The organism is Thermus islandicus DSM 21543, assembly GCF_000421625.1.
Taxonomy (GTDB): domain Bacteria; phylum Deinococcota; class Deinococci; order Deinococcales; family Thermaceae; genus Thermus; species Thermus islandicus.
Genome location: NZ_ATXJ01000004.1, coordinates 152,110 through 173,555, shown reverse-complemented (window position 1 = coordinate 173,555; position 21,446 = coordinate 152,110). Strand labels below are relative to the sequence as shown.

General features: G+C 69.7%; 22 protein-coding genes. 7 read left to right on the top strand and 15 right to left on the bottom strand.

The window, feature by feature from the left end; all coding sequences use genetic code 11:
- The first annotated feature begins 7 nt into the window (after positions 1–7).
- Positions 8–322, top strand: coding sequence for a hypothetical protein (locus H531_RS0106105; protein ID WP_022798477.1), 315 nt, complete (start codon positions 8–10; stop codon positions 320–322).
- Positions 322–618 (top strand): hypothetical protein, encoded by a 297-nt coding sequence (locus tag H531_RS0106100; protein ID WP_022798476.1) that lies wholly within the window; start codon positions 322–324, stop codon positions 616–618. Before H531_RS0106105 ends, H531_RS0106100 begins: the two co-directional genes overlap by 1 nt.
- Here the strand turns inward: H531_RS0106100 and H531_RS0106095 are convergent.
- From H531_RS0106095 to H531_RS0106075, 5 genes are all read right to left on the bottom strand, one after another.
- The gene (locus H531_RS0106095; protein ID WP_022798475.1) at positions 591–929 is read right to left on the bottom strand and encodes a hypothetical protein; all 339 of its coding nucleotides are present in this window, start codon (positions 927–929) and stop codon (positions 591–593) included. The genes H531_RS0106100 and H531_RS0106095 overlap by 28 nt on opposite strands.
- Entirely contained in the window at positions 922–2,349 is a 1,428-nt protein-coding gene (locus tag H531_RS0106090; RefSeq protein WP_022798474.1) for an ATP cone domain-containing protein, read from the bottom strand. The genes H531_RS0106095 and H531_RS0106090 overlap by 8 nt, the downstream gene beginning before the upstream one ends.
- A gap of 115 nt (positions 2,350–2,464) precedes the next feature.
- The gene (gene hisIE / locus H531_RS0106085; RefSeq protein WP_022798473.1) at positions 2,465–3,088 is read right to left on the bottom strand and encodes a bifunctional phosphoribosyl-AMP cyclohydrolase/phosphoribosyl-ATP diphosphatase HisIE; all 624 of its coding nucleotides are present in this window, start codon (positions 3,086–3,088) and stop codon (positions 2,465–2,467) included.
- Between the two features lie 4 nt (positions 3,089–3,092).
- The gene (gene hisF / locus H531_RS0106080) at positions 3,093–3,851 is read right to left on the bottom strand and encodes an imidazole glycerol phosphate synthase subunit HisF (RefSeq protein ID WP_022798472.1); all 759 of its coding nucleotides are present in this window, start codon (positions 3,849–3,851) and stop codon (positions 3,093–3,095) included.
- Positions 3,848–4,303: a Uma2 family endonuclease gene (locus H531_RS0106075; RefSeq protein WP_022798471.1), complete on the bottom strand. Its 456-nt coding sequence runs from the start codon at positions 4,301–4,303 to the stop codon at positions 3,848–3,850. The genes hisF and H531_RS0106075 overlap by 4 nt, the downstream gene beginning before the upstream one ends.
- A gap of 50 nt (positions 4,304–4,353) precedes the next feature.
- Between H531_RS0106075 and trmFO the strand changes: the two genes are divergently transcribed.
- Positions 4,354–5,691 carry a methylenetetrahydrofolate--tRNA-(uracil(54)-C(5))-methyltransferase (FADH(2)-oxidizing) TrmFO gene (gene trmFO, locus H531_RS0106070; protein ID WP_022798470.1) on the top strand — a complete coding sequence of 446 codons (1,338 nt, stop codon included), beginning with the start codon at positions 4,354–4,356 and terminating at the stop codon, positions 5,689–5,691.
- Here the strand turns inward: trmFO and H531_RS0106065 are convergent.
- The 5 genes from H531_RS0106065 to H531_RS0106045 are packed head-to-tail and all read right to left on the bottom strand — an operon-like array spanning position 5,645 to position 11,153.
- Positions 5,645–7,108 carry a Mur ligase family protein gene (locus H531_RS0106065; RefSeq protein WP_022798469.1) on the bottom strand — a complete coding sequence of 488 codons (1,464 nt, stop codon included), beginning with the start codon at positions 7,106–7,108 and terminating at the stop codon, positions 5,645–5,647. The two genes, trmFO and H531_RS0106065, sit on opposite strands and share 47 nt — an antisense overlap.
- Positions 7,105–7,713, bottom strand: a complete 609-nt coding sequence (locus H531_RS0106060; protein WP_022798468.1) for a deoxynucleoside kinase — start codon at positions 7,711–7,713, stop codon at positions 7,105–7,107. The genes H531_RS0106065 and H531_RS0106060 overlap by 4 nt, the downstream gene beginning before the upstream one ends.
- 3 nt (positions 7,714–7,716) lie before the next feature.
- Positions 7,717–8,319 (bottom strand): deoxynucleoside kinase, encoded by a 603-nt coding sequence (locus tag H531_RS0106055; RefSeq protein WP_022798467.1) that lies wholly within the window; start codon positions 8,317–8,319, stop codon positions 7,717–7,719.
- A gap of 4 nt (positions 8,320–8,323) precedes the next feature.
- On the bottom strand, positions 8,324–9,370 hold the full coding sequence (locus H531_RS0106050; RefSeq protein WP_022798466.1) for a S1C family serine protease: 1,047 nt from the start codon (positions 9,368–9,370) through the stop codon (positions 8,324–8,326).
- 4 nt (positions 9,371–9,374) lie between these two features.
- Positions 9,375–11,153, bottom strand: coding sequence for an arginine--tRNA ligase (locus tag H531_RS0106045; RefSeq protein ID WP_022798465.1), 1,779 nt, complete (start codon positions 11,151–11,153; stop codon positions 9,375–9,377).
- A 56-nt stretch (positions 11,154–11,209) separates the two neighbouring features.
- On the opposite strand from H531_RS0106045, the gene H531_RS0106040 reads away from it, so the two are divergent.
- Entirely contained in the window at positions 11,210–12,259 is a 1,050-nt protein-coding gene (locus tag H531_RS0106040) for an RCC1 domain-containing protein (RefSeq protein ID WP_022798464.1), read from the top strand.
- On the opposite strand, the gene uvrC is transcribed toward H531_RS0106040, so the two are convergent.
- On the bottom strand, positions 12,222–14,006 hold the full coding sequence (uvrC, locus tag H531_RS0106035; RefSeq protein ID WP_022798463.1) for an excinuclease ABC subunit UvrC: 1,785 nt from the start codon (positions 14,004–14,006) through the stop codon (positions 12,222–12,224). The genes H531_RS0106040 and uvrC overlap by 38 nt on opposite strands.
- A 23-nt stretch (positions 14,007–14,029) precedes the next feature.
- Between uvrC and H531_RS0106030 the strand changes: the two genes are divergently transcribed.
- Positions 14,030–14,980, top strand: a complete 951-nt coding sequence (locus H531_RS0106030) for a dipeptidase (protein ID WP_028490687.1) — start codon at positions 14,030–14,032, stop codon at positions 14,978–14,980.
- On the opposite strand, the gene H531_RS0106025 is transcribed toward H531_RS0106030, so the two are convergent.
- Entirely contained in the window at positions 14,954–15,367 is a 414-nt protein-coding gene (locus tag H531_RS0106025; RefSeq protein ID WP_022798461.1) for a PaaI family thioesterase, read from the bottom strand. The genes H531_RS0106030 and H531_RS0106025 overlap by 27 nt on opposite strands.
- Before the next feature lie 21 nt (positions 15,368–15,388).
- Here H531_RS0106025 and H531_RS0106020 point away from each other — a divergent pair, with 21 nt between their 5' ends.
- The gene (locus H531_RS0106020; protein WP_022798460.1) at positions 15,389–16,003 is read left to right on the top strand and encodes an alpha/beta fold hydrolase; all 615 of its coding nucleotides are present in this window, start codon (positions 15,389–15,391) and stop codon (positions 16,001–16,003) included.
- Here H531_RS0106020 and truD read toward each other — a convergent pair.
- From truD to H531_RS0106005, 3 genes are read right to left on the bottom strand one after another with little or no spacing between them, the layout of a single operon-like run.
- Positions 16,000–17,052: a tRNA pseudouridine(13) synthase TruD gene (truD, locus tag H531_RS0106015; protein WP_022798459.1), complete on the bottom strand. Its 1,053-nt coding sequence runs from the start codon at positions 17,050–17,052 to the stop codon at positions 16,000–16,002. The genes H531_RS0106020 and truD overlap by 4 nt on opposite strands.
- A gap of 14 nt (positions 17,053–17,066) precedes the next feature.
- The gene (locus H531_RS0106010; RefSeq protein WP_022798458.1) at positions 17,067–18,779 is read right to left on the bottom strand and encodes a M3 family oligoendopeptidase; all 1,713 of its coding nucleotides are present in this window, start codon (positions 18,777–18,779) and stop codon (positions 17,067–17,069) included.
- 39 nt (positions 18,780–18,818) lie between these two features.
- Positions 18,819–19,571 (bottom strand): LamB/YcsF family protein, encoded by a 753-nt coding sequence (locus H531_RS0106005; RefSeq protein WP_022798457.1) that lies wholly within the window; start codon positions 19,569–19,571, stop codon positions 18,819–18,821.
- A 60-nt stretch (positions 19,572–19,631) separates the two neighbouring features.
- On the opposite strand from H531_RS0106005, the gene H531_RS0106000 reads away from it, so the two are divergent.
- On the top strand, positions 19,632–21,419 hold the full coding sequence (locus tag H531_RS0106000) for an RNB domain-containing ribonuclease (RefSeq protein WP_156860460.1): 1,788 nt from the start codon (positions 19,632–19,634) through the stop codon (positions 21,417–21,419).
- Positions 21,420–21,446: the final 27 nt, after the last annotated feature.

Genomic DNA, 21,446 nt, shown 5'->3' with positions numbered 1-21,446 from the left:
TTGGGCCATGTCCGAGGCCAAGGATGCCCGCAAGAGGCGGAAGGAGCCCTTTCCCGGGGCCTACTACCTGGCCGGGGCCATCACCATAGCCCTTATGCTCCTCTTTCTGGCCTTGGGGGCGAACCTGCCCCCCGGGGTGGCGGGGTTTCTGGTGGCCTTTGTCTTGGGCCTCACCGTGAACCCTAGGTACGCCCCCTTCTTCCTTTTGGCTGGGGTCTTCTCCGCGGCCATGGGCTTCCTGGGCCGGGAGCCCCAGGTGGCCTGGGGGGGTGTGGCCCTCGCCCTCAGCTCCTTGCTCGTGGTCCGCTTCGTCAAGGACTGATGGACGCCAACCGCCTGGCGCAGGCCCTCTCCCTTCTGGGGGTGGCCGCTTACGCCTACTTCCTCTGGCTTCGCCCGAACCAGGAGGGCATCGCCCTGGCCCTGGGCCTGGCCCTTGGGGGCGCCTCCTTCGCCTACGGGGAAAGGCCCTTTCCCGTACCCCTTTTCCTGGGCCTCTTCGGCCTTTTGCTCCTTCTCCAGGCCCTCTTCGGCCACCCCCTTCCCTTCCTCCTGGGCGGGGCCTTGGGGGCGGCGCTGCCTTACCTGGCCTACCGCCTGCGGAGGCCCGCCAGATAGAGCAAGGCCCCGAGGAGCATGCCCTCCCCCAGGGCGGGGAGGTAAGGGGCCAGCTCCCGCAGGTTCAGGTGCAGGTAGAGGAGGAGGGGCCAAGGGGTTAGGGCCCAGGCCAGGTCGGGCCTGCCGTACCCCGCGGCGAGGAAAAGCCCTGCCCCGAGCCCCCGGAGGTAGGGGATCCACCCCGAGCCCCACTCGTTCTGGTAGACGAACCACAGAAGGTTGAGCCAGATCCCCAGGACCGGGAGGGAAAGGCGCTTTTCCAGGCGGAGGGCTAGGGCGAGGAGGAGGAGGAAGCCGGCCGCCTCAAGCATGGGTCCCCTCCTGGGTCTTCAGGTAGGCCACCAGCACCTCCAGGGCCTTCTCCACCGCCTCGTCTAGGTCTTCCCCCGGGATGACCGGAACCCCTTCTTCCTGGGCCCAGAGGAGGAGGTGCTCCTGGATGAGGCGGATCTCGGCAAAGTGGACCAGGTACTTTTCCTGCGGCCGGGCGTGAGCGGTTTCCCGGTCCCTCAAGAGGAAGCGGTCCCGGTGGAGCTTCTCGTCCTGTAGGACCACCAGCATGGGCACCGTGAGGACCCTTTCCCGGTAGGGGTGGTCCAGGTAACGGGGCACCACGTGCACCCCCTCCAGGACGATGGAGGTGCCCTCCAGGGCGCTCCGCTCCTGGATGGCCCGGAGGCCCACGGCCACCTTCATCACCTGGTCCAGGAACCCCCCCATGACCCGGTCCTCGTGGGTCCCGTCCCCCCGGCCCATCTCCGAGGGGAGGGCCTTCCAGGCTTCAAAGGTGGAGTGGTGCAGGGTGGGGAGGAGGTCCTTGGAGAGGATGGCGCGGAGGACCTCGCGCACCGCGTCCGAGGGCACGATGTGGGTGATCCCCAGGCGGTAGGCGAGGGCGGAGGCCAGCACGCTCTTTCCCACCCCCGTGACCCCACCGATGAGGATGTGCACGGGCCGGGCGCTCCGCCGGAGGTGCCTTAGGAGGAGGTAGCGGCGGGCCATCTCCTCCCCTGCTTCCTTAAGGAGGGTCTGGTACACCAGCGCCCTCAGCTCATCCCGGCGGATGCTCCGCCGCCCTTCCTGGCGGAGCCCCACCTCCACCTCCCGGGCCAGGCGGTAGGCCCGCTCCGGGGAGAGGCCGATGCCCATGAGGGACTGGGCCAGGATGCCCTTGGAAAAGGGCATCCTCGGTTCCCCTTCCGCTTCCTCCACGAAGAGTTCCCCGGCGAAGGCCTGCCGCTGCAAATAGCGGCGCCTGGCGGCCTTCCCCTTGACGCGGCCCAGCTCTTGGGCCACCAGGGCCTCCAGGCGGCGGGCGGAGATCCGCCGGGTTCCCTCCTCCCGGAGGCGGCGCTCCACCTGTTTGGCGAGCTCGTGGGCTTCCCTGAGGGAGAGGCCTGCCTCCTCCAGGCTCCGGGCGAGAAGCCCCTTGGAGAAGGGGCGCCGCCTCCGGCCCTCCACCACCTGGATCTCCTCAAAGGGAAGGGTCTGACGGGCGAGCCTCTCCGCCACCTCCGGGCCCAGGGCCCGGGCCACCTCCTCCAGAAAGACCCGGCGCAGGACGCGGGGCGTGGCCTCGGCCCGGCCCTCCTCCTTGAGGCGCTCCTCCACGGTGTGGGCCACCGCCTGGGCGGCCTCGAGGGGCACCCCCAGGGGCAGGAGGGCTTCCACCAGAAGCCCCTTGGAGAGGGGCCAGCGACCCTGCCGGAGGCGGACGAAAACCTCGCCCATTGCCTGGCATCATACCACCTTGTCCCCGGGAATCCCGCTGAGGAGCCTCGCCCGCTCTCGGGGGCCCCAAAGGGCTCCTCCACAAACCTGGCCAGGGCATCCCATGTAGCGGGTCCTAGCCTTCCCTAGGCCGGTGCCTCTCCCAGAGGGTCTGGGCGAGGTCCTCCAGGGTCACCCCCGCCTCCTTCAGGGTGAGGAGGAGGTGGAAAAGGAGGTCCGCGGCCTCGTGGCAGACCTCCTCCGGGCTCCCGTTCTTGGCCGCGAGGATGACCTCCCCGGCCTCCTCCCCGATCTTTTTCAGGATCCGGTCCAGGCCCGCCCGGTGGAGTTTGGCCACGTAGCTCCCTTCGGGGAGGGTCCTTAGGCGCTCCTCTATGGTGGCGTAGACCTGGCCCAGCACGAAGCCCAGGTCCTTGGGGCCTTCCAGGAGGGGGCGGTGGAAGCAGGTCCTCGCTCCGGTGTGGCAGGCGGGCCCTTGGGGGAGGACCCGGTAGACCACGGCGTCCCCGTCGCAGTCCAGGAGGACCTCCACCACCTCCTGGGTGTGCCCTGAGGTCTCCCCCTTGCGCCAAAGCGCCTGGCGGCTTCGGCTAAAAAAGGTGCTCCGCCTCGTCCTTAGGGTCTCCTCCAGGGCCTCCCGGTTGGCGTAGGCCAGGGTGAGGACCTCCCCCGTGCGGGCGTCCTGGACCACCACGGGCACAAGGCCCCGCTCGTCAAAGTGCACCGCCTCCAGGTCCATGCCCCTAGTCTAGCCGCACGTGCAGGCCCTTTTCCGAAAGGAAGCGCTTGAGGGAGGGGATGGGGATCTCCCCAAAGTGGAAGACGCTCGCGGCCAAGGCGGCCTCAGCCCCGGCCTGGAAGGCCTCGAGGAAGTGCTCCATCCGCCCGGCCCCCCCGCTGGCGATCACCGGCACCCCCACCGCCTCCGCCACCCTGCGGGTGAGCTCTAGGTCGTACCCCTCCTTGGTCCCGTCCCGGTCCATGCTGGTGAGGAGGATCTCCCCAGCGCCGAGCTCCACGCCCTTAACCGCCCACTCCACGGCGTGGAGCCCTGTGGGAAACCGCCCCCCCGCCACGTACACCTCGGGGAAGTCCCCCCGCCACCTGGCGTCAATGGCCAGGACCACCGCTTGGGCTCCGAAGTGGTCGGCAAGCTCCCGAATGAGCTCGGGGCGCCGCACCGCCGCTGAGTTCACGCTCACCTTGTCGGCCCCGGCCAGGAGGAGCCTCCTCGCGTCCTCCAGGGAGCGCACCCCCCCGCCCACGGTGAGGGGAATGAAGACCCTTTCGGCCACCCTCGCCACCACGTCCAGGAGGATGGCCCTTTCTTCGTGGGTGGCGGAGATGTCCAGGAAGACGAGCTCGTCTGCCCCTGCCTCGTCGTAGGCCCGGGCCGCCTCCACGGGGTCCCCGGCGTCCTTGAGGTTCACGAAGTTCACCCCCTTGACCACGCGGCCCGCGTGAACGTCCAGGCAGGGGACGATGCGCTTGGCGAGGCTCATAGGGGGGGCCGGAAGAGGCGCTCGGCCTCGGGCAGGAGGAGGGGGGCGACCCTCTCGCCTCTCGCCGGGAAGCGGCCCTCCTCGGGCTCCCGGTGGACCTCGAGGCCCTCCCGGGTGAGGAGCCAGACCTTGGGGAGGCCCGCCTGGGCGTAAAGGGGAAGCTTTTCCCAGCCCGCGGTGGAGAGGCTCACCTCTGGGTAGAAGTCCTCCCGGGGCTTAAGGAGGAGGTCGGCAAGGGGCAGGCTTTCCTCGGAGAGGCGCAAGGGGTTTTGCCCCCGGAGCTGGGCGCGCCCCGCCGCCTTGGGGGTCAGAGCGGAGAGGAGCCCGTCCAGTAGCCCGGCGTCCTCGCTGGAGGGGGGGGCCATCTCGTAGACCTCGCCGTCTAGGAGTTCCAGGCGGGGCTCAGGATGGAGGGCCCGTAGGGGCTCCACCCGGAACCGGTGCCGCACCATAGGGGCCATTATACTTTCCCAAAGGCCCTTCCGGTGCTACCATCTAAGGGATGGAACGGGTGAACGTGGTGGGCGGGGGCCTCGCGGGGAGTGAGGCCGCTTGGACCCTCTTGCGCATGGGCATCCCGGTGCGCCTTTTTGAGATGCGCCCCAAGCGGATGACCCCGGCCCACAGCACGGACCGCTTCGCCGAGATCGTCTGCTCCAACTCCTTAGGCGGGGAAGGGGAGACCCAGGCCAAGGGCCTCCTCCAGGCGGAGATGCGCCTTGCGGGGAGCCTCGTCATGGAGGCGGCCGAAAGGGCCCGGGTCCCCGCCGGGGGGGCGTTGGCCGTGGACCGGGAGGAGTTTAGCCAGCACATCACCGAAAGGCTCACGGGCCACCCCCTCCTCGAGGTCGTACGGGAGGAGGTGGAGGAGATTCCCCCTGGGATCACCGTCCTCGCCACCGGCCCCCTCACCTCCGAGGCCCTGGCCGAGGCCCTGAAGCGCCGCTTCGGGGACCACTTCCTCGCCTACTACGACGCCGCAAGCCCCATCGTCCTCTACGAGAGCCTTGACCTCACCAAGTGCTTCCGCGCCGGCCGCTACGGACAAAGCGCCGACTACCTCAACTGCCCCATGACCGAGGAGGAGTACCGGAGGTTCCACCAGGCCCTCCTCGAGGCCGAGCGCCACACCCCCCACGACTGGGAGAAGCTGGAGTTCTTTGAGGCCTGCGTCCCTGTGGAGGAGCTCGCCCGGAGGGGCTACCAGACCCTGCTCTTTGGCCCCATGAAGCCCGTGGGGCTAAAGGACCCCCGCACGGGCAAGGAGCCCTTTGCCGTGGTCCAGCTCCGCCAGGAGGACAAGGCGGGGCGGATGTGGAGCCTGGTGGGGTTCCAAACAGGGCTCAAGTGGCCGGAGCAGAAGCGCCTCCTGCGGATGATCCCAGGCCTAGAGAACGCGGAGATCGTCCGCTACGGGGTGATGCACCGGAACACCTACCTAAACGCCCCGAGGCTCCTTGCGGAGACCCTGGAGTTCAAGGGAGCGGAGGGGCTTTATGCCGCCGGGGTCCTGGCCGGGGTGGAGGGGTACCTGGAGAGCGCGGCCACGGGCTTTTTGGCGGGGCTCAACGCGGCGAGGCGCTTCCTCGGCCTCCCTCCCGCGGCGCCCCCCGAGGAGAGCATGCTCGGGGCCTTGGTCCGCTTCCTGGCCACCGCCCACCCCGAGGGGTTCCAGCCCATGAACGCCAACTGGGGCCTGGTGCCCCCCGTGGAGGGCAGGATGGGGAAGAAGGAGAAGCGGGAGGCCATGTACCGGAGAGGCCTACTGGCCTTCTCGGGATGGCTTTCCGCCCTCAGGCCTTCCCTTCCCGGGACGCGGACCCTTCAGCCTGCGCCCTGAGCCTGAGGGCCCTCAGGGCCACCTCCCGTTCGTTCCAGGGAAGGGCGAGGGTTCCCCTTTCCAGGGTGGCCTCGTGTCCCTTGCCCGAAAGGAGCACCGTGTCCCCCGCCCTGGCCTCCTGGATGGCCCGGAGGATGGCCTCCTCCCGGTCCGGGACGAGCTCAAAGACCCCACCCTCCCGCCTCGCTGCCTCGGCGAGGGCCTCGAGGATGGCCTCCAGGGGCTCCGTGCGGTGGTCCTCCTCGGTGAAGAAGGCCTTGTCGGCGAGGCGGGCGGCCACCTTGCCGATGTCCTCCCGCCTCCTCGGGTCCCGCTCCCCAGCCGCCCCCACCACCAAAAGAAGCCTTCCCTTGGTGGTGCGCCTCAGGGTCTTGAGGGCCTCCTCGAGGCTCTTCCCGGTGTGGGCGAAGTCAATGACCACGCGGAAGGGCTCCTCCTGGACCACCTCCATTCTGCCCGGGACCCCCGGGAAGTCGGCCAGGCGGGCCAGGACCCTCTCCAAGGGGACCCCTGAGGCCAGGGCGGCGGCGCTGGCGGCCAGGGCGTTTTCCACGTTGTAGGGGCCGAGCATGGGCAAGAAGGCCTCTCCCCGGCCCCAGGGGGTGTGAAGGACGAAGGCGAGGCCCCTTGGCGTTTCCCGGACCCCTTCCGCAAAGACCTCCCCGCCAGGGCCGAAGAGGAGGTGGGGTTTTTGGCAAAGAAGCCCCAAGTGGGGTAGCCGGGTGCTCAGGACGGCGAGCTCGGAGCGCTCTACCAAGAGGGCCTTGGCCCGGAAGTAGTTCTCCGGGGTGCCGTGGAGGTCCAGGTGGTCGTCGGGGTAGAAGCTCACGAAGATCCCCACCCGGAAGCGGAGGCCCTCCACCCGCTTGAGGGCGAGGGCGTGGCTGGACACCTCCAGCACCGCCTCCTTCAGGCCCCGGTCGGCCGCCTCCCGCAAAAAGGCGTAGACCTCGGGGGCCTCTGGGGTGGTGAAGTGGCCCAGGGGGGGCCTCCTTTCCTCCCCTAGCCACAGGCCCACGGTGGAGAGGAGGGCCGCTTGGGGGAGGAGGTGGCGGAGGAGGGCTGCCGTGGTGCTCTTCCCCTTGGAGCCCGTGACCCCGAAGAGGCAGAGGTCTTGGTCCGGCTCCCGGTGGTAGCGCCGCGCCAGGAGGGCAAGGGCCCGGCGGGCGTCCTCCACCCTCAGGTAGGGGACGGGAAGGGTGAGGTTCCTTTCCCCCACCACCGCGATGGCCCCCCGCTTTAGGGCCTCGGGGATGAAGGCGTGGCCGTCCAGGGGCCTGCGGTGGGGGAGGGGGACCCCGGGGATGGCCACGAAGACAAAGCCCCTCTCCACCTGCCTGGAATCCCAGGCGAGGCCCGCCACGGGAAGGGGCGGGGCCTTTTGGTCGAAGGGGGCGAAGAGCTCCTCCAGGGTCATGGCCGGATCCAAGGGCGCAGGGCCTCCAGAAGGGCCTCGCGGTCCTCCTCCCTCTCCACGAAGTCTACCCGGTCCGCCTCCACCACGTAGACCGGCGAGAGGTCCCAATCCGCCATGAGCTCCTCGTAGAGCCGGTTCAGCCCCAGGAGGTAGCGGTCCGGGATCTCCCGCTCAAAGGGGCGGCCCCGCTTGGCGATGCGGGCCCTGAGGGTGGGGAGGCTCGCCCTCAGGTAGAGGAGGAGGTCGGGCTTCCTCAGCGCGGGGGCAATGCTTTGGAAGAGGTCCAAATAAGTCCGCCAGTCCCGCTCGGAGAGGTAGCCCTCCCGGTAGAGGTGGCGGGCGAAGACCAGGGCGTCCTCGTAGAGGGTGCGGTCCTGGACCACGCGGTCCTGGCCGTTCACCTCCAGGAGGTGCTGGCGTAGCCTTCTCGCTAGGAAGAAGACCTGGGAGTGGAAGGCGTAGGCGGCCATGTTCCGGTAGAAGTCCTCCAGATAGGGGTTCTCGCTCACCGCCTCGTACACGGGCCTTAGGCCGAAGGCCTCGGAGAGGAGGGCGGTGAGGGAGCTTTTGCCGCTTCCGATGTTGCCGGCAATGGCGAGGTACATGGCCTAGACCTTGCCCTGGGGAAGGTGGGCCCGGACCAGGGCCACCACCTCCTCCCGGTGGGGTCCTCCTGGGCCGAAGTCCAGGGCCTGGGCCTCGAGGACCAGGAGGGGATGGGGGTACCGGGCGAAGTGCCGCTCGTAGGCCTCGGAAAGGGCTTCCAGGTAAGCGGGGTCCAGGCCTGCCTCAAAGGGCCGCCCACGCTTCCGGATCCTTTCCAGGAGCACGGGCACCGGGGCCCTCAGGTAGATGGTGAGGTCGGGGGGCGGCACCCTGGGGGCCAGGGCCCGGTAGAGCTCCAGGTAGAGGTCCCATTCGGGGCCTTCCAGGTTGAGGCTGGCGAAGATGGCGTCCTTGTCCAGGAGGTAGTCGGCCACCACCCCGCCGAAGAGGGGCTTTTGCCGGAGGGGTTCCAGCTGCCGGTAACGGGAGAGGAGGAAGAAGGCCTGGACCTTAAACGCATAGGCCTTCCGGTCCTGGTAGAAGAGGGGGAGGAAGGGGTTTTCCTCCACCACCTCCAGGAGGGGTTCGGCGCCCAAGGCCTCGGAGAGGAGGCGGGCCAGGGTGGTCTTGCCCACCCCGATGGGGCCTTCCACCGCGAGGTACATTCCCTCACCTCCTGGGGCGGGCCATCAGGACCAGGGTCACTTCCAGCCTGCGCCCCTCCCGCCAAAGGGTGAGGCGCACCCGGTCCCCGGGGCGATAGCGGGCGATCTGGCGCACCACCTCGGCCTTGTTCCGCACCGGCTTGCCGTTTACCGAGAGGATCACGTCCCCCAGGGCGAGGAGCCTTCCCTGGGCGTCCCGCTGCGCCCCCCGGAGGCCGGCCCGGGCGGCGGGGCTATCCGGCTCCACCCGGTCCACCATGGCCCCCTGGACGGTGGTGAGCCCCACCGCCCGGAGGAGGACGGGAGGGAGCTCCTCCAGGGAGACCAGGCTCGCCCCCAGCCAGCCCCGCTGGGGAATGCCGAATCGCTCCAGGTCCTGGACGCTCTGGGCGGCGAGCTCGGCGGGGATGGCCACCCCGATCCCTCCTACCCCCGAGGGCCCGCCCACCACGTCCGCCACCACCCCGATCACCTCGCCCTGAAGGTTCAGCAGGGGGCTTCCCGAGTTGCCCACGGTGAGGGGGGCGTCGGTGAAGAGGTACTCCCCCACCTCGGTTCCGATGCTCGGGTCCGGGGTGGCCACCTCGAGGGGGCCGAGGCCCGCCAGGATGCCGTAGGAGGCCAGGGGGCCCTGACCGTAGGGGAAGCCCACCAGGACCACCCCCATCCCCAAGGGGAGGCTTGAGCTCGGGGTCTTGCTGAAGCCCAAGACCCCCGGGGCCTGCACCCCCCGGACCGTGAGGAGGGCCAGGTCTATCCCGGGGTCCACGGCGAAGCGCTCCGCCAGGACGGTGCGCCCATCGTAGAGGCGCAGGGTGATCTCCGCCAGGTCCTGGACCACGTGGTAGTTGGTCACCACCCGGAAGGGGCTGACGAAGAAGCCCGTGCCCATCACCCCCCCTTCGCCTGCGGTGGGGGAGGTGCCCTGCACCCGCACCACCGCGGGGAGGGCCTTCTTGATGACCTGGCTCCGGGCCACCTCCTCGGGGGAGACGAGGCGCTGGCCCAGGGCGAGGGCGAGGAGGGCGAAGGCCAGGAAGAGGGGTCGCATGGCCTTACATTACCTCAGGGGCCGGAATCCCCAGGAGCCCAAGGCCCGCCCTCAGGGTTTCCTGCAGGCTCTTCACCAGCTCCAGCCGGAGCTCCCTCAGGCCCTCCGGGGCGGTGAGGACGGGGGTGGCCGGGCGGCCTTCCTCCTTGGCGTTGTAGTAGGCGTTCCAGCTTCCCGCCAGGTCCAGGAGGTACTGGGCGAGGACATGGGGGGTCCTCTCCTCGGCGGCCTCCTGCACCGCCTCCTCAAAGTCCAGAAGGGCCAGGGCCAGGGCCCTCTCGTAGGGGGTGGCTTGGGCGAAGTCGGGCCTCCCCCATGCCCCCGCCTTGCGCAGGATGGCGTGGGCCCGGGCGTGGGCGTACTGGACGTAGGGGCCCGTGTCCCCTTCAAAGGAGAGGGCCTCCTCGTAGCGGAAATCTATCTGCTTCTTGGGCTCCGTCTTCACCATGGCGAAGCGGATCGCCCCCAGGGCCACCATCCGGGCCGCCCCCTCCTTGTCGGGGTGCTCGGGGTTCTTCTCCTCTATCACCAGGAGGGCCCGGCGGGTGGCCTCCTCCAGGACCTCGTCCACGCTCACGGCGAGGCCCTTCCTTCCCGACATCTGCCTGCCCTCCAGGAGGACCGTCTCGTAGGCCAGGTGGAAGGCCCCCTCGGCGAGCTCCGGGTGCCCTGCCAGGGCCAAGGCGGTGCGCACCAGGGCCTGGGGGTGGCTCTGGCGCACGTCAATGACGTTGATGGTCTCCCGCGCCTTGGGGGTGTAGGGCTCCCCCTCGGGGGCGCTGGTCCGGAGGCGCGGGTAGTAGGGGTTCTCGTAGGGCCTAAACCGGAGCCCCTCCAAAAGCCCCATCTTCCAGAACTGGAAGGCGATGTCTTTGGCGTAGTAGGTGGCGGCCCCCCCGGAGCGCACCAGGACGAAGTAGGGGTCCTCGAGGCCCGGGATGAAGGGGCTGGCGTCCATCACCAGGGCCCCGGCGTACTTGCCTTCCTTGGGCCGGAAGACATGGGGGCTTTGCTGCAAAACCTCGAGGGCCTTCTCCAGAAGCCCTGCCCGGACGATGTCCGACTCCCAGACCAGGAGGTCGTAGTGGGCCGAAAGGGCGTGCATGGTGGCCATCTGGGCCAGGAGGATCCGGTTTACCTCCTCCCTCAGCTCCCCCCGTTCCAGGGCGTGGAGGACCTCCTCAATGGCGGGCTGCAACTTCTCGTACTCGGGGTCCTGGTGCAGGCGCACGTAGGCCCGGCCCGCGAAGTGGTCGTACTTCTCCTTCCCGTCCCATTCCAAGCCGTAGTGCTTTAGGGCGAAGAGGGTTTCCGCCGCCTGGCGTCCGGTGTCGTCGATGTAGTTCAGGACCAACACCTCCCGCCCTGCGTAGGCCAGGATCCGGGCCAGGCTGTCCCCCAGGACGATGTTGCGCAGGTGGCCCACGTGGAGCTCCTTGTTGGGGTTCACCGAGGTGTGCTCCATGAGGACCAGGCCCTCCCGCCTGGGAAGGGGACCCTTGGGGCGGAGGGCTTCCTTGAGGAGGTCCTCGGTGCGGAGCCGGAAGTTAAGGTACCCCCCCACGGGGATGGCCTCCTCCACGAAGGGGGGCAGCTTCAAGCGGGCCTTCAGCTCCTCCGCGAGGGCCTGGGGAGGCCTCTTCAGGGCCTTGGCGGGGGCGAAGAGGGGGACCCCGTAGTCCCCCGGCTTGTCCTTGGGGGCCCGGGCCACCTTGGGCCTCAGGTCCAGGCCCAGCTCCTTTAGGGCCTCGTGGACGGCTTCCTCCAGGGCGCGGCGCACCATCAGGGGGTCATCATACCCTTAAGCGGCGTTTAGGGCGCCCCGGTTAAGCTTGGGGTATGGGGAGGCGCTTGCTGGGGTTCGCTCTGGGGTTGGGCCTCGCCCTAGGCCAGGGGCTTCTTGGGGGAGGGCAGGGGCACAGCGCCGCAGTGGTAGGGGGGGCGCTTTGGGTCTGGGGTTGGGGGTACGACGGCCAGCTGGGGGACGGTTCATTCCTCAACCGGACGAGGCCCCTTCGGGTGCTGGAGGGGGTTCTGGGGGTGGCCGTGGGGAGCCTCCACACCCTGGTCCTGCTTCCCGAGGGGAAAGCGCTCGGGTTTGGGCACAACGAGCGGGGGCAACTTGGGGACGGCACTTTTGCCAGTAAGGGGAAGCCCGTGCCCCTTCCTCTTCCTGCCAAGGCCCTGGCCGCAGGCTACACCCATAGCCTTCTCCTTAGCCCCGAGGGAAGGGTGTACGCCGCGGGGTCCAACGAGGAGGGGCAGCTTGGGGAGTCCGGAGAAAGGTCGCGAAACCGCTTTCTCCCCGTAGAGGGCCTGCCCCTGGTGGTGGGGGTCGCCGCGGGCTACTTCCATAGCCTGGCCTGGACGGAGGGAGGGGACCTCTACGCCTGGGGCAGCAACCTTTCCGGCCAGCTGGGCACGGGCACCGTGGAGTCCAGCCCGAGGCCGGTGAAGGTCCTGGAGAGGGTGCGGCTTGCCGTGGGCGGGGGCAGCTTCACTGCCGCCTTGCTTCAGGACGGGAGCGTCTGGATCACGGGTCTGGACAGCGCCACCTTCCGCAAGGTGGAGGGCCTGCCCCGGGCCCGCGCCCTGGCCGCGGGCCGGGCCCACCTCCTGGTCCTGGGGGAGGACGGCCGCGTGTATGCCCTGGGGGAGAACGAGGAGGGCCAGCTGGGGGACGGCACCCAGGAGGGGCGCCTCGAGGCCCGGAGGGTGGAGGGCCTGGAGGGGGTGGTGGCGGTGGGGGCGGGGGACGCCCACAGCCTCGCCCTTCGCTCGGACGGGAGCGTTTTCGCCTGGGGGGACAACCGCTTCGGCCAGCTGGGGGATGGCTCGAGGGAGGGGAGGCTTAGGCCCGTTCAGGTCCGCTTTCCAGGGCTTCCTTGAGAGCTTGGGCCGCCTTCAGGCTCATCCCGGGAAGCCTGGCGAGCTCCTCCAAGGGGGCCTCCTTGAGGGCCCTAAGCCCCCCGTAGCGCTCCAAAAGGAGCCGCCTCCGCCTTTCCCCGATCCCGGGGATCCCGGCGAGGACCTTCAGGGCCTCCTCGGTGCGCTTCTTCTGGTGATAGCGGAGGCCATTGCGGTGGGCCTCATCCCGCACGTGGATGAGGAGCTGGAGGGCCGGGTGGGTGAGGGGGAGGCGGAGCTCCCTTCCTTCCGGGGTCACCAGGACCTCCTCCCCCTTGGCGAGGCCCACCAGGGGAAGCCTGAGCCCGGCCCTTTCCAGGGCCTTCTCTGCCGCGCGTACCTGGCCTAAGCCCCCGTCAATGAGGAGGAGGTCGGGGAGGGGAAGGTCCTTGAGGCTTCCCGTGAAGCGGCGGTATACGCCTTCCTCCATGGCGGCGTAGTCGTCGTTCCCCGAACCTAGGCGCATCCTGCGGTACTCCGCCTTTTTGGGCCTCCCCCCCTCAAAGGCCACCAGGGAGAAGACCCGGGCCTGGCCCTGGAGGTGGCTCACGTCGTAGCCCTCTATGCGGAAGGGGCGCGTGGAGGGCCCGAGGAGGTCCTGGAGGGCCTTAAGGGCCGGGTGGTCCCCCCGCTTCTCCAAGAGCTTGAGCTCCGCCTCCAGGGCGAGGCGGGCGTTCCGCTGGGCGAGCTCCAGAAGCCTCTGCTTCTCCCCCCGCCTGGGCACCTTGAGCTCCACCTTGCGCCCGGCGCGGCGCCGGAGGAGCTCGGCGAGGCTGTCCAGGTCCTCCAGGGGGAAGGGGAGGAGGACCTGGGAGGGCAGGGGGGAGGCCTCGAGGTAGTGTTCTCGGAGGAAGGCCCAGAGGATCTCCTCCTCCTGGGCCTCTTCCTTCTCCACCACCCGGCTGATGCGGCCGAGGATGCGCCCGGAGCGCACCTGGTAGAGCTGGACCACGGCCAGGGCCCCCGAGCGGGCCATCCCCAGGAAGTCCAGGTCGCCCAACTCCGGGTCAAAGGCCTGCTGCGCGGTGGAGAAGAAGGCCCTTAGGGCCTCCATCTGGTCCCGGAGCTCGGCCGCGCGCTCAAACTCAAGCTTCTTGGCCGCTTCCCGCATCCGGGTCTCCAGCTCGGCGAGAAGGCCGTCCACCCGCCCCTCCAGGACCGCCTCCACCTGGCGCACCGCCTCGCGGTAGGCCTCGGGGTCGGCCAGGCCCACGCAGGGGGCGAGGCAGCGGCCCATGCTGTAGTTGAGGCAGGGGTAGCGCCTCTTCCGCATGGGGTAGCCCGAGTTCTTGCGCAAGGGGAAAAGGCGGTCAATGAGGGTCTTGATGCGGCGGAGGGCCCCCGCCTCGGGGAAGGGGCCGTAATACTTGGCCCCGTCCTCCTCCACCCGCCGCACCACGAGAAGGGTAGGGAAGGGCTCCTGGGTGAGCTTGAGGAAGGGGTAGTGCTTGTCGTCCTTGAGGAGGACGTTGTAGGGGGGGCGGTGGGCCTTGATGAGGTTGGCCTCCAAGAGGAGGGCCTCCACCTCGTCCCGGGTGGCGATGAAGTCCAGGCCCGTGGCCTCCTGGGCGATGCGCCTTGCCTTCCCCTCGGCGTGGAAGTAGCTTTTCACCCGGGCGCGGAGGCTTTTGGCCTTGCCCACGTAGAGCACTTCCTCCCCCCGCTTCCACAGGTAGACGCCGGGCGCCTCGGGGAGAGGGGGAAGGTCCTCGAGCCGCACGGCCTCCATTGTAGACTTTTCCCGTGCCCCTTTTGGTGGACGCCCACCTGGACCTGGCCTGGAACGCCAGGGCCTTAGGCCGCGACCTCACCCTCCCCCTCGAGGCCCTCCGCGCCCAAGACCCTCACCCCGAAACCCCCCTGGTCACCCTTCCGAGCCTCCAGGAGGCGGGGGTCGCCCTGGCCTTTGCCACCCTTTTCGTGGACCCGCAAGGGGTGCCCCCCGGGGAATACGAGGACGAGGCCTGGGCCCAGCTCGCCCTCTACGAGGCCTGGGAAGGGCGGGGCCTGGTGCGGATCCTGAGGGAGAGGGACGACCTCAAGGCCCACCTGGAGCGCTTTCCCGAGGACGGCGTTTTGGGGCTCGTCCTCCTCATGGAGGGGGCCCACCCCCTTCCCACTCCCGGGGCCTTAAGAGCGTGGCGTAGGCGGGGCCTGAGGCTCCTCTCCCTCACCTGGGCCACGAAAAACGCCTACGCCGGGGGGAATGCCGAGCCTGGGCCCCTCACGGAGGCGGGGAGGGCCCTCCTTGGGGAGATGGCCGCCTTGGGCGTGGCCCTGGACCTTTCCCACCTGGCGGAGGAGGCGGCCTGGGAGGCCCTGGAGGCCTACGGGGGGCCCGTGGCCGCCACCCACGCCAACTGCCGGGCCCTGGTGCCCTCGGAGAGGCACTTCTCCGACGACCTCCTCCGGGCCCTGGCCGGGCGGGAGGGGGTTTTGGGCCTCGTGCCCTTTAACGCCTTCCTGGACTCCAGCTGGCGGCGGGGGATGCCGCGGCTTCCCTTAGAGGCCTTCCTGCGCCACCGGGCCCACGCCGAGGCCGTGATGGGCCCAGGGCGGGTGGGGCTGGGCACAGACTGGGACGGCGGGTTCGGCCTCGAGGCCGTTCCCTTGGGCCTGGACCGGCACCGGGACCTCTGGCTGCTTGGGGACGAGGGCTTCCTGGGCGGGAACTGGCTAGGCTGGCTCCTTAGCTGGTTCTAAGGGCACCACGGCCAGGGTGCAGCGGCTCGCCGCCACGAGGCGTTCCTCCTCGTCGTAGACCTTGACCTCCCAGACCTGGGTGGTGCGGCCCACGTGCAGGGGCCTTCCCACGGCCCGGATCGTCCCTTCCCGCTTCTTCCGGATGTGGTTGCAGTTGATCTCCAGGCCGAAGGCGGCGTGCCCCGGGGGGCAGTGGAGGAGCCCGCCCAGGCTGGCCACGCTCTCCGCCAGGGCCACCGTGGCCCCCCCGTGGAGGAAGCCGAAGGGCTGGTGGACCCGGGGGACCACCGCAAGCTCCGCCACCACCTCGTCCTTCTCTACCCTCAGGTAGCGCACCCCCAGGGTCTTGTCCAGGGTCTCCCGCTCCAGGAGGGCCTGTGCGTCCATGCCTTGAAGTATAAAGGGGCTGTGGGGGAGATCCGGCTCTTCCCCGGCCTTTTGGCCCCTCCGGCGGGCCTGGAGTTCTTGCAAGGCCTTCCTGCGGAGGAGGGCCTCCACCTCGTCGCCTTCGCCGAGGGGGCCCTGGACGCCCTAAAGGTGGCCTTCCGCGAGGAGGCGAGAAGCCTCGTCCTCCTCTCCCCGGTCCTTTTCCGGGACGCGTTGCTTTCCGCCCGGCTTTCCGCCCTCCGCTTCGGCCTGGAGCAAGGCGGGGTGGAGGGGTTCGCCCGGGTGGGCCGGGCCCTCTTCTTCGGGGCCTTAAGCGCGGGGAGCGAGGAGGTCTACGAGGCCTGGAAGGAGGGCCTGAGCGAGGCGGGGCTTTGGCAGTGGCTTGGGCGCCTCGAGGCCCTGGAGGATGAGAGGCGCTGGCTGCGGGGCACGAGGGCCCGGGTCCTCGTGGTCCAGGGGGCCCTGGACGCCTTCACGCCCCCCCTTCACGGGGCCAAGGTGGCCGACTTCGCCAAGGGGGAGGCCCTCCGCTTCGCGGTGGACGAGGCAGGGCACCTGGTGCCCTGGGAGGCGCCGGCAGAGGTCTTGGACCTCGTGGGGGGCTTCCTCCTCGGGGAGGGGTTTCGCGGGGCCTAGGCCTCCTCCTCCGCCTCCTTGGGCGTGTCCACCTCTTTCTTCATCACCTCCCGGAGGAGGCTGGTGGCGTAGCTCCCCTTGGGAAGGGAGAAGCTTAGCCAGAGGCCCTCTTTGGCCTCCTCCACCTGCCACTCCTTAAGGGGCACCCTTACCGGCCGCCTTGCGCCCTTGCGCGCCCTAAACTCCTCCCGCCTGAGGTCGTATTGGGCGAGGACCTCGTCCTCCAGGGCCCTCGCCTCCCCTTGGGCCTCGGGGTACTTCTTGCCGAAGAGGGGGCCGGTGGCGCTGATCTCAAGCCTTAGGGCGCGCTCCGCCTCCTTCGGGTCTTCCACCAGGAACTCCCCCCCGGTGTCGTGCTTCTTGGCCCAGTCCCCGGGGACCACCCGGTCGTAGAGGCCCCGCTCCAGCCTCAGGGCCACCCAGTCGTTGAAGAGGAGGCTCTGGAGGCTTCCGATGAGGAAGCGCTTGAGCCAGGGGGTCCCCCGGCCCTTCCCCTCCTTCACCAACCGGTAGCCCCGGACCGGGTTGAGGCCGCCCAGGCCGAAGCGCTGGGGGCCGTAGTAGTTGGGGACGCCCTTCTCCGCGAGGCGCCTAAGGACCGCCTCCGCCTCGGGGAGGCCCCCCTTGGGATTACGGATGAGGACGCGGAAGCGGTTTCCCTTGAGGTGCCCGGTCCTGAGCTTATGGGGGTGGAGGTGGGCCTCAAGAAGCCTCACCCCCTTTAGGTTCTCCAAAAGGCAGAGGGCGTCCTCGTACCGCCTGGGGAGGGAGAGCCACTGGCGGGTGCGGGCGTGCTTGTCCTTGAGGCCCGCCACCCCGATCTCCTTCTCGGGTACCCCCACTTCGTCCCGCAGGAACTCCACCACCTCCCGGGTGGTGCGCCCCTCCTTCTCCAGGAAGAGGTAGAGGTGCTCCCCCTCCCCCTTGGGGAGGTAGGCGGGGATCTCCTCCACCTGGAAGTCCTCGGGCTCCACCCGGATCTCCCCGCCTACCCCGGGGAGGTCCTGGGTAAGAAAGGGGTAGCGCTCAGGGCGGTAGATGAGGTCCATCCCCCCATTCTCGCCTAGGGGAGGGCCTTGAGCCAAGACTCCAGGACCCGGAACCCCTCCGCAAAGAAGCGGTCGGTGAAGGGCTCCACCCCGGCCCGCCTCAGGATCTCCCTCGGGCTTTGGCTTTCCCCGGCCTTCAGGACCTCCAGGTACCTGGGCACGAAGGCCCGGCCTTCCTCCTGGTAGCGGCCGTAGAGGGCGAGGACCACCAGGTACCCCAGGGCGTAGCTGTAGGTGTAGAAGCGGTAGTGGACGAAGTGGGGAATACCCGCCCAGGCCGCCCGATCCAGCGCCGTCCAGGCCACGGCTTTCCCGTAGAGCCTTTCCTGCTCCTCCTGCCAGACCTGGTGGAAGGCCTCCGGGGAGAGGGCGGCCTCCTGTCGGGCCTCGAGGCTTCGCCTTTCAAAGAAGGTGTACATCACCTGGCGGAAGAGGGTGCCGATGGCGTCCTCCACCCGCTCGGCGAGGAGGAGGGTCTTTTCCTCCCCGGAAAGCCTCTCCAGGAGGAGGTCGTCCAGGAGGATCTCGGCGAAGACGCTGGCCGTCTCGGCCAGGGGGGTGGAGGCCCCGAAGTTGAGGAGGCGCTGCTGGCGGGCGAGGTAGAAGTGCACCCCGTGCCCGAGCTCGTGGGCTAAGGTGTGGGCGCTGTCCAGGTCGTCCGTGTGGTTGAGGAGGACGTAGGGGTGGGTGGAGGGAAGCCCCCCGCTGCAGAAGGCTCCGCCCCGCTTCCCGGGCCTCGGGTAGACGTCCAGCCACCGCCTTGCAAAGAACTCGCGGGCGATGGCCTCCACCTCGGGGGAAAAGCGGCGGAAGGCCTCGAGGACCAGGGCCTTCGCCTCCTCAAAGGGCACCTTGGGCTTCTCTCCCAAAGGCGCCAGCAGGTCCTCGCTTGGGGTCTTCTCCTGGCCGAGCCGCCTCGCCTTCCACAGGTAGTAGCGCTCCACCAGGGGATAGAAGCTCTCCGTGGCCTCCAAGAGGGCCTCAATGTCCCGCACCTCTACCTCGTCCCGGAGGGCCACGGGCTCCAGGGGGTGGCGGTAGTTCCGGAGCCTGAGCTCCTGCAGGTAGTCCAGGTAGACCGCGTTGAAGACGGCGCTTAAGGTGGGGGCTTCCTCCCAAAGCTTCCCGTAAAGGGCCCGGTGGGCCTCCCGGCGCACCTCTGGGCTTGGGTCGCGGCGGAGGGCCCGCACCTCCATCTCCGTGAGCTCCTTCCCCCCCACCTGGAAGCGGAAGCGGCCGGTGTACTCGGTGTAGAACTGGCTCCAGGCGTTCCTGCCCACCAGGGCCTTGAGGTTAAGGAGCTCCTCCTCCTTCGCCGAGAGGGTGTGGGGGGCGTAGGCCCTCTGCCTCCTCAGGAAGTGGTGGAGGTCTTTGAGGCCCGGGTGATCTAGGAGGCGCAAGAAGGCCTCCTCGGGGAGGTTCCTCAGGGCCACCTCCAGGGGCACGAGGCGGTTTTTGACCTCGGTGAACCGGTTCCTTACCCGGTCCAACAGGGCCTTGGCCCCGGGGTCCTGGGTCCTCGTGGCGAAGTAGAGGCTCGCGTAGTTCAGGGGCTTATAGGCCTTTTCCAGAGCCTCCTCGTAGCGGCGGAAGAGGCCTTCCGCCCGCTCTGGGTCCAAGAGGTCCTCCGGGGAAAGCCCCTCCGCCAGGGCGAGGGCCCGGTCCAGGTCCGCCCATAGCCCGGGGTCCTCCGGGGAGGCATAGAGGTCCGAAAGGTCCCACTCCACGCCCCAAGGATACCCTTTTCCCGCCCTCCAGGCGGGCGCTCAATACGCCCTCACCTCCACACCCGCCTTCTCCAGGGCCTCCCGCACCGCCTTGGCCACCTGAGGGGCGTTGGGGTTGTCCCCGTGGAGGCAGAGGGTCTCGGCCCTCACCGGCACCTCGCCCCCGTCCAGGGCCTCCACCCGGCCCTCCAAGACCATGCGCACCGCCCTCCGCGCGGCCTCCTCGGGGTCTACGATCCAGGAGCCGGGCAGGTGGCGGGGGGCGAGCTGGCCGTTTCGGAGGTAGGCCCTTTCGGGGAAGGCCTCGAGGACGACCCTGAGCCCCGCCTTCCGCGCCTCCTCCTCGTAGACGGTCCCCGGCAGGACCACCAGGGGCACCTTCGGGTCAAAGGCCTGCACGGCCAGGGCGATGGCCCGGGCCGTGTCCCGGTGGCGGCAGGCCTGGAGGTAAAGCGCCCCGTGGGGCTTCACGTGGTGCAGGGAGAGCCCCTCCGCCCGCAGGAAGGCGTGGAGGGCGCCCACCTGGTAGAGGACGAGGGCGTAGATCTCCTCGGGGGGGAGGGCCATCTCCCTCCGGCCGAAGCCCGCCAGGTCGGGGAAGGCGGGGTGGGCCCCGATGGCCAGCCCGTGGGCCTTGGCCAGGCGGACGGCCTCCAGCATCCGGTCCGGGCTTCCCCCGTGGAAGCCGCAGGCCAGGTTGACGGAGCTCACCCAGGGGAAAATTTCCTGGTCGTGGCCGTAGGTGAAAGCGCCGTAGGACTCCCCGGCATCCGCGTTTAGGTCTACGGTCATGGGCTACCCCCTCGTCCCTAGCTTAAGGGCTTGGCCTCCTTGGCCCTTAAGCTAGAGGGCGTGGCCGCGCTCGTCATCTACAAAGGGAGGCCCGCTCTGGCCGAGGAAAGGGAAGGCCGCTTGGAGCTCACCCTGGAGGGGGGCGAAAGGCAGAGGGTCCGCCCCAAGGACGTCCTCTTCCTGCACCCGGGGCCTGCCTCCTTGGGCCTGAAGGTCCCCAAGGGGGAGGAGGAAGCCGCCTGGGAGCTTCTGGAGGGCGGGACCGTGAGCCTAAGGGAGCTTGCCGAGCTGGTCTACGGGGCCTATACCCCGGAGGCCGCCTACGGGGCCTACCTCCTCGCCAAGGCGGGGGAGCGCTTCGTCCTGGAAGGGGAGCGGGTGCGGGCCCGCACCCGGGCGGAGCTTCAAGCCCTCGAGGAGGCGGAGAGGAAACGGGCGGAGCGAGAGCGGGCCTTCCAGGAGGCCCTGGAGCGCTTCCGAAAGGGAGGCTTCCTTCCCGAGGACCGCCCCCTCCTTGCCGAGGTGGAGGCCCTGGCCTACGGGGAAAGGCGGGAAAGCCGGGTGCTGAGGGCCCTGGGCCTTCCCGAGGCCCCGGAGGCTGCCCACGCCTTCCTCCTCCGCCTGGGCCTCTGGAAGAGGGAGAACCCCCACCCGAGGCGGCTCGGCCTTCCCCTCCTGCCCCCTGACCTCCCCGTCCCCCCCCTCCCCGAGGAGGCGCGGGCCGACCTCACCCCGCTCCCGGCCTTCGCCATAGACGACGAGGGGAGCGAGGACCCGGACGACGCCGTCTACGCCGAGCGGGTGGAGGGGGGCTTTCGGCTTTTCGTCCATGTGGCCGACGTGGCGGCCCTGGTGGCGCCGGGAAGCCCCCTGGACCGGGAGGCCCTGCGCCGAGGGGCGAACCTCTACCTCCCCGAGGGCACGGTGCCCATGCTTCCCCCCGCGGTCACCGAGGCGCTCGGCCTGGGCCTAGGAGAGGTCTCCCCGGCCCTCACCTTTGAGCTTTGGGTCTCCGAGGAGGGAGAGGTCCTGGAGGAAAGGGTCTACCCCTCCTGGGTGCGGGTGAGGCGCCTCACCTACCGGGAGGCCCTGGAGGTGGCGGCCCTGGAGCCCCTTAAGGAGCTCGCCGAGGCCTTCCGGGCGAGGCGCCTCGCCGCGGGCGCCCTAGAGATCCACCTCCCCGAGGTCAAGGTGCGGGTGGAGGGGGAGGAGGTCCGGATTACCCCCCTTCCCCCCTACGCAAGCCGCATCTGGGTGCGGGAGGCCATGCTCCTCGCAGGGTATGCCGCCGCCCACCTCGCCCTAAGGGAGGGGCTTCCCATCCCCTTCGCCACCCAGGAGGCCCCCGGAAGGCGGGTGGAGGGGGAGGGCCTCGCCGCCATGTGGGAGCAAAGGAAGGCCTTGAAAAGGGCCCAGCTCAAAGCGGTCCCCGCCCCCCACAGGGGCCTTGGCCTTCCCCTCTACGCCCAGGTGACGAGCCCCTTACGGCGCTACCTAGACCTGGTGGCCCACCAGCAGCTCAGGGCCTGGCTTAAGGGGGAAAGGTCCCTCTCCCAGGCCGAGGTCCTGGAGAGGGTGGGGGCGGCGGAGGCGGTGGCCGACCTGGTGCGGGAGGCGGAAAGGCGGAGCAAGCTCCACCGGACCCTCCTCTACCTGATGGAGGAAGGCTATGAGGGCCCGGGCGTCCTGGTGGAGAGGCGGGGCGGGCAGGGGGTCTTCCTCCTTCCCGAGCTCGGGCTTTCCGCCCAGGTGGCCCTCTCCGGGCCCCTCCCCCTGAACGCCGAGGTCCGCCTCCGCTTCCTGGAGGCGGACCTTCCGGGCCTCGAGGCCCGCTTCGCCCTGGTCTAGGCGGGGGCCCCATGCCGGCATGGGTTG

What these genes read in the sequence shown, in the direction of transcription:
- H531_RS0106105 (WP_022798477.1), top strand. Translation starts at nt 8, where the DNA reads ATGTCCGAGGCCAAGGATGCCCGCAAGAGGCGGAAGGAGCCCTTTCCC.
- H531_RS0106100 (WP_022798476.1), top strand. Translation starts at nt 322, where the DNA reads ATGGACGCCAACCGCCTGGCGCAGGCCCTCTCCCTTCTGGGGGTGGCC.
- H531_RS0106095 (WP_022798475.1), bottom strand. Translation starts at nt 929, where the DNA reads ATGCTTGAGGCGGCCGGCTTCCTCCTCCTCCTCGCCCTAGCCCTCCGC.
- H531_RS0106090 (WP_022798474.1), bottom strand. Translation starts at nt 2,349, where the DNA reads ATGGGCGAGGTTTTCGTCCGCCTCCGGCAGGGTCGCTGGCCCCTCTCC.
- hisIE (WP_022798473.1), bottom strand. Translation starts at nt 3,088, where the DNA reads ATGGACCTGGAGGCGGTGCACTTTGACGAGCGGGGCCTTGTGCCCGTG.
- hisF (WP_022798472.1), bottom strand. Translation starts at nt 3,851, where the DNA reads ATGAGCCTCGCCAAGCGCATCGTCCCCTGCCTGGACGTTCACGCGGGC.
- H531_RS0106075 (WP_022798471.1), bottom strand. Translation starts at nt 4,303, where the DNA reads ATGGTGCGGCACCGGTTCCGGGTGGAGCCCCTACGGGCCCTCCATCCT.
- trmFO (WP_022798470.1), top strand. Translation starts at nt 4,354, where the DNA reads ATGGAACGGGTGAACGTGGTGGGCGGGGGCCTCGCGGGGAGTGAGGCC.
- H531_RS0106065 (WP_022798469.1), bottom strand. Translation starts at nt 7,108, where the DNA reads ATGACCCTGGAGGAGCTCTTCGCCCCCTTCGACCAAAAGGCCCCGCCC.
- H531_RS0106060 (WP_022798468.1), bottom strand. Translation starts at nt 7,713, where the DNA reads ATGTACCTCGCCATTGCCGGCAACATCGGAAGCGGCAAAAGCTCCCTC.
- H531_RS0106055 (WP_022798467.1), bottom strand. Translation starts at nt 8,319, where the DNA reads ATGTACCTCGCGGTGGAAGGCCCCATCGGGGTGGGCAAGACCACCCTG.
- H531_RS0106050 (WP_022798466.1), bottom strand. Translation starts at nt 9,370, where the DNA reads ATGCGACCCCTCTTCCTGGCCTTCGCCCTCCTCGCCCTCGCCCTGGGC.
- H531_RS0106045 (WP_022798465.1), bottom strand. Translation starts at nt 11,153, where the DNA reads ATGGTGCGCCGCGCCCTGGAGGAAGCCGTCCACGAGGCCCTAAAGGAG.
- H531_RS0106040 (WP_022798464.1), top strand. Translation starts at nt 11,210, where the DNA reads ATGGGGAGGCGCTTGCTGGGGTTCGCTCTGGGGTTGGGCCTCGCCCTA.
- uvrC (WP_022798463.1), bottom strand. Translation starts at nt 14,006, where the DNA reads ATGGAGGCCGTGCGGCTCGAGGACCTTCCCCCTCTCCCCGAGGCGCCC.
- H531_RS0106025 (WP_022798461.1), bottom strand. Translation starts at nt 15,367, where the DNA reads ATGGACGCACAGGCCCTCCTGGAGCGGGAGACCCTGGACAAGACCCTG.
- truD (WP_022798459.1), bottom strand. Translation starts at nt 17,052, where the DNA reads ATGGACCTCATCTACCGCCCTGAGCGCTACCCCTTTCTTACCCAGGAC.
- H531_RS0106005 (WP_022798457.1), bottom strand. Translation starts at nt 19,571, where the DNA reads ATGACCGTAGACCTAAACGCGGATGCCGGGGAGTCCTACGGCGCTTTC.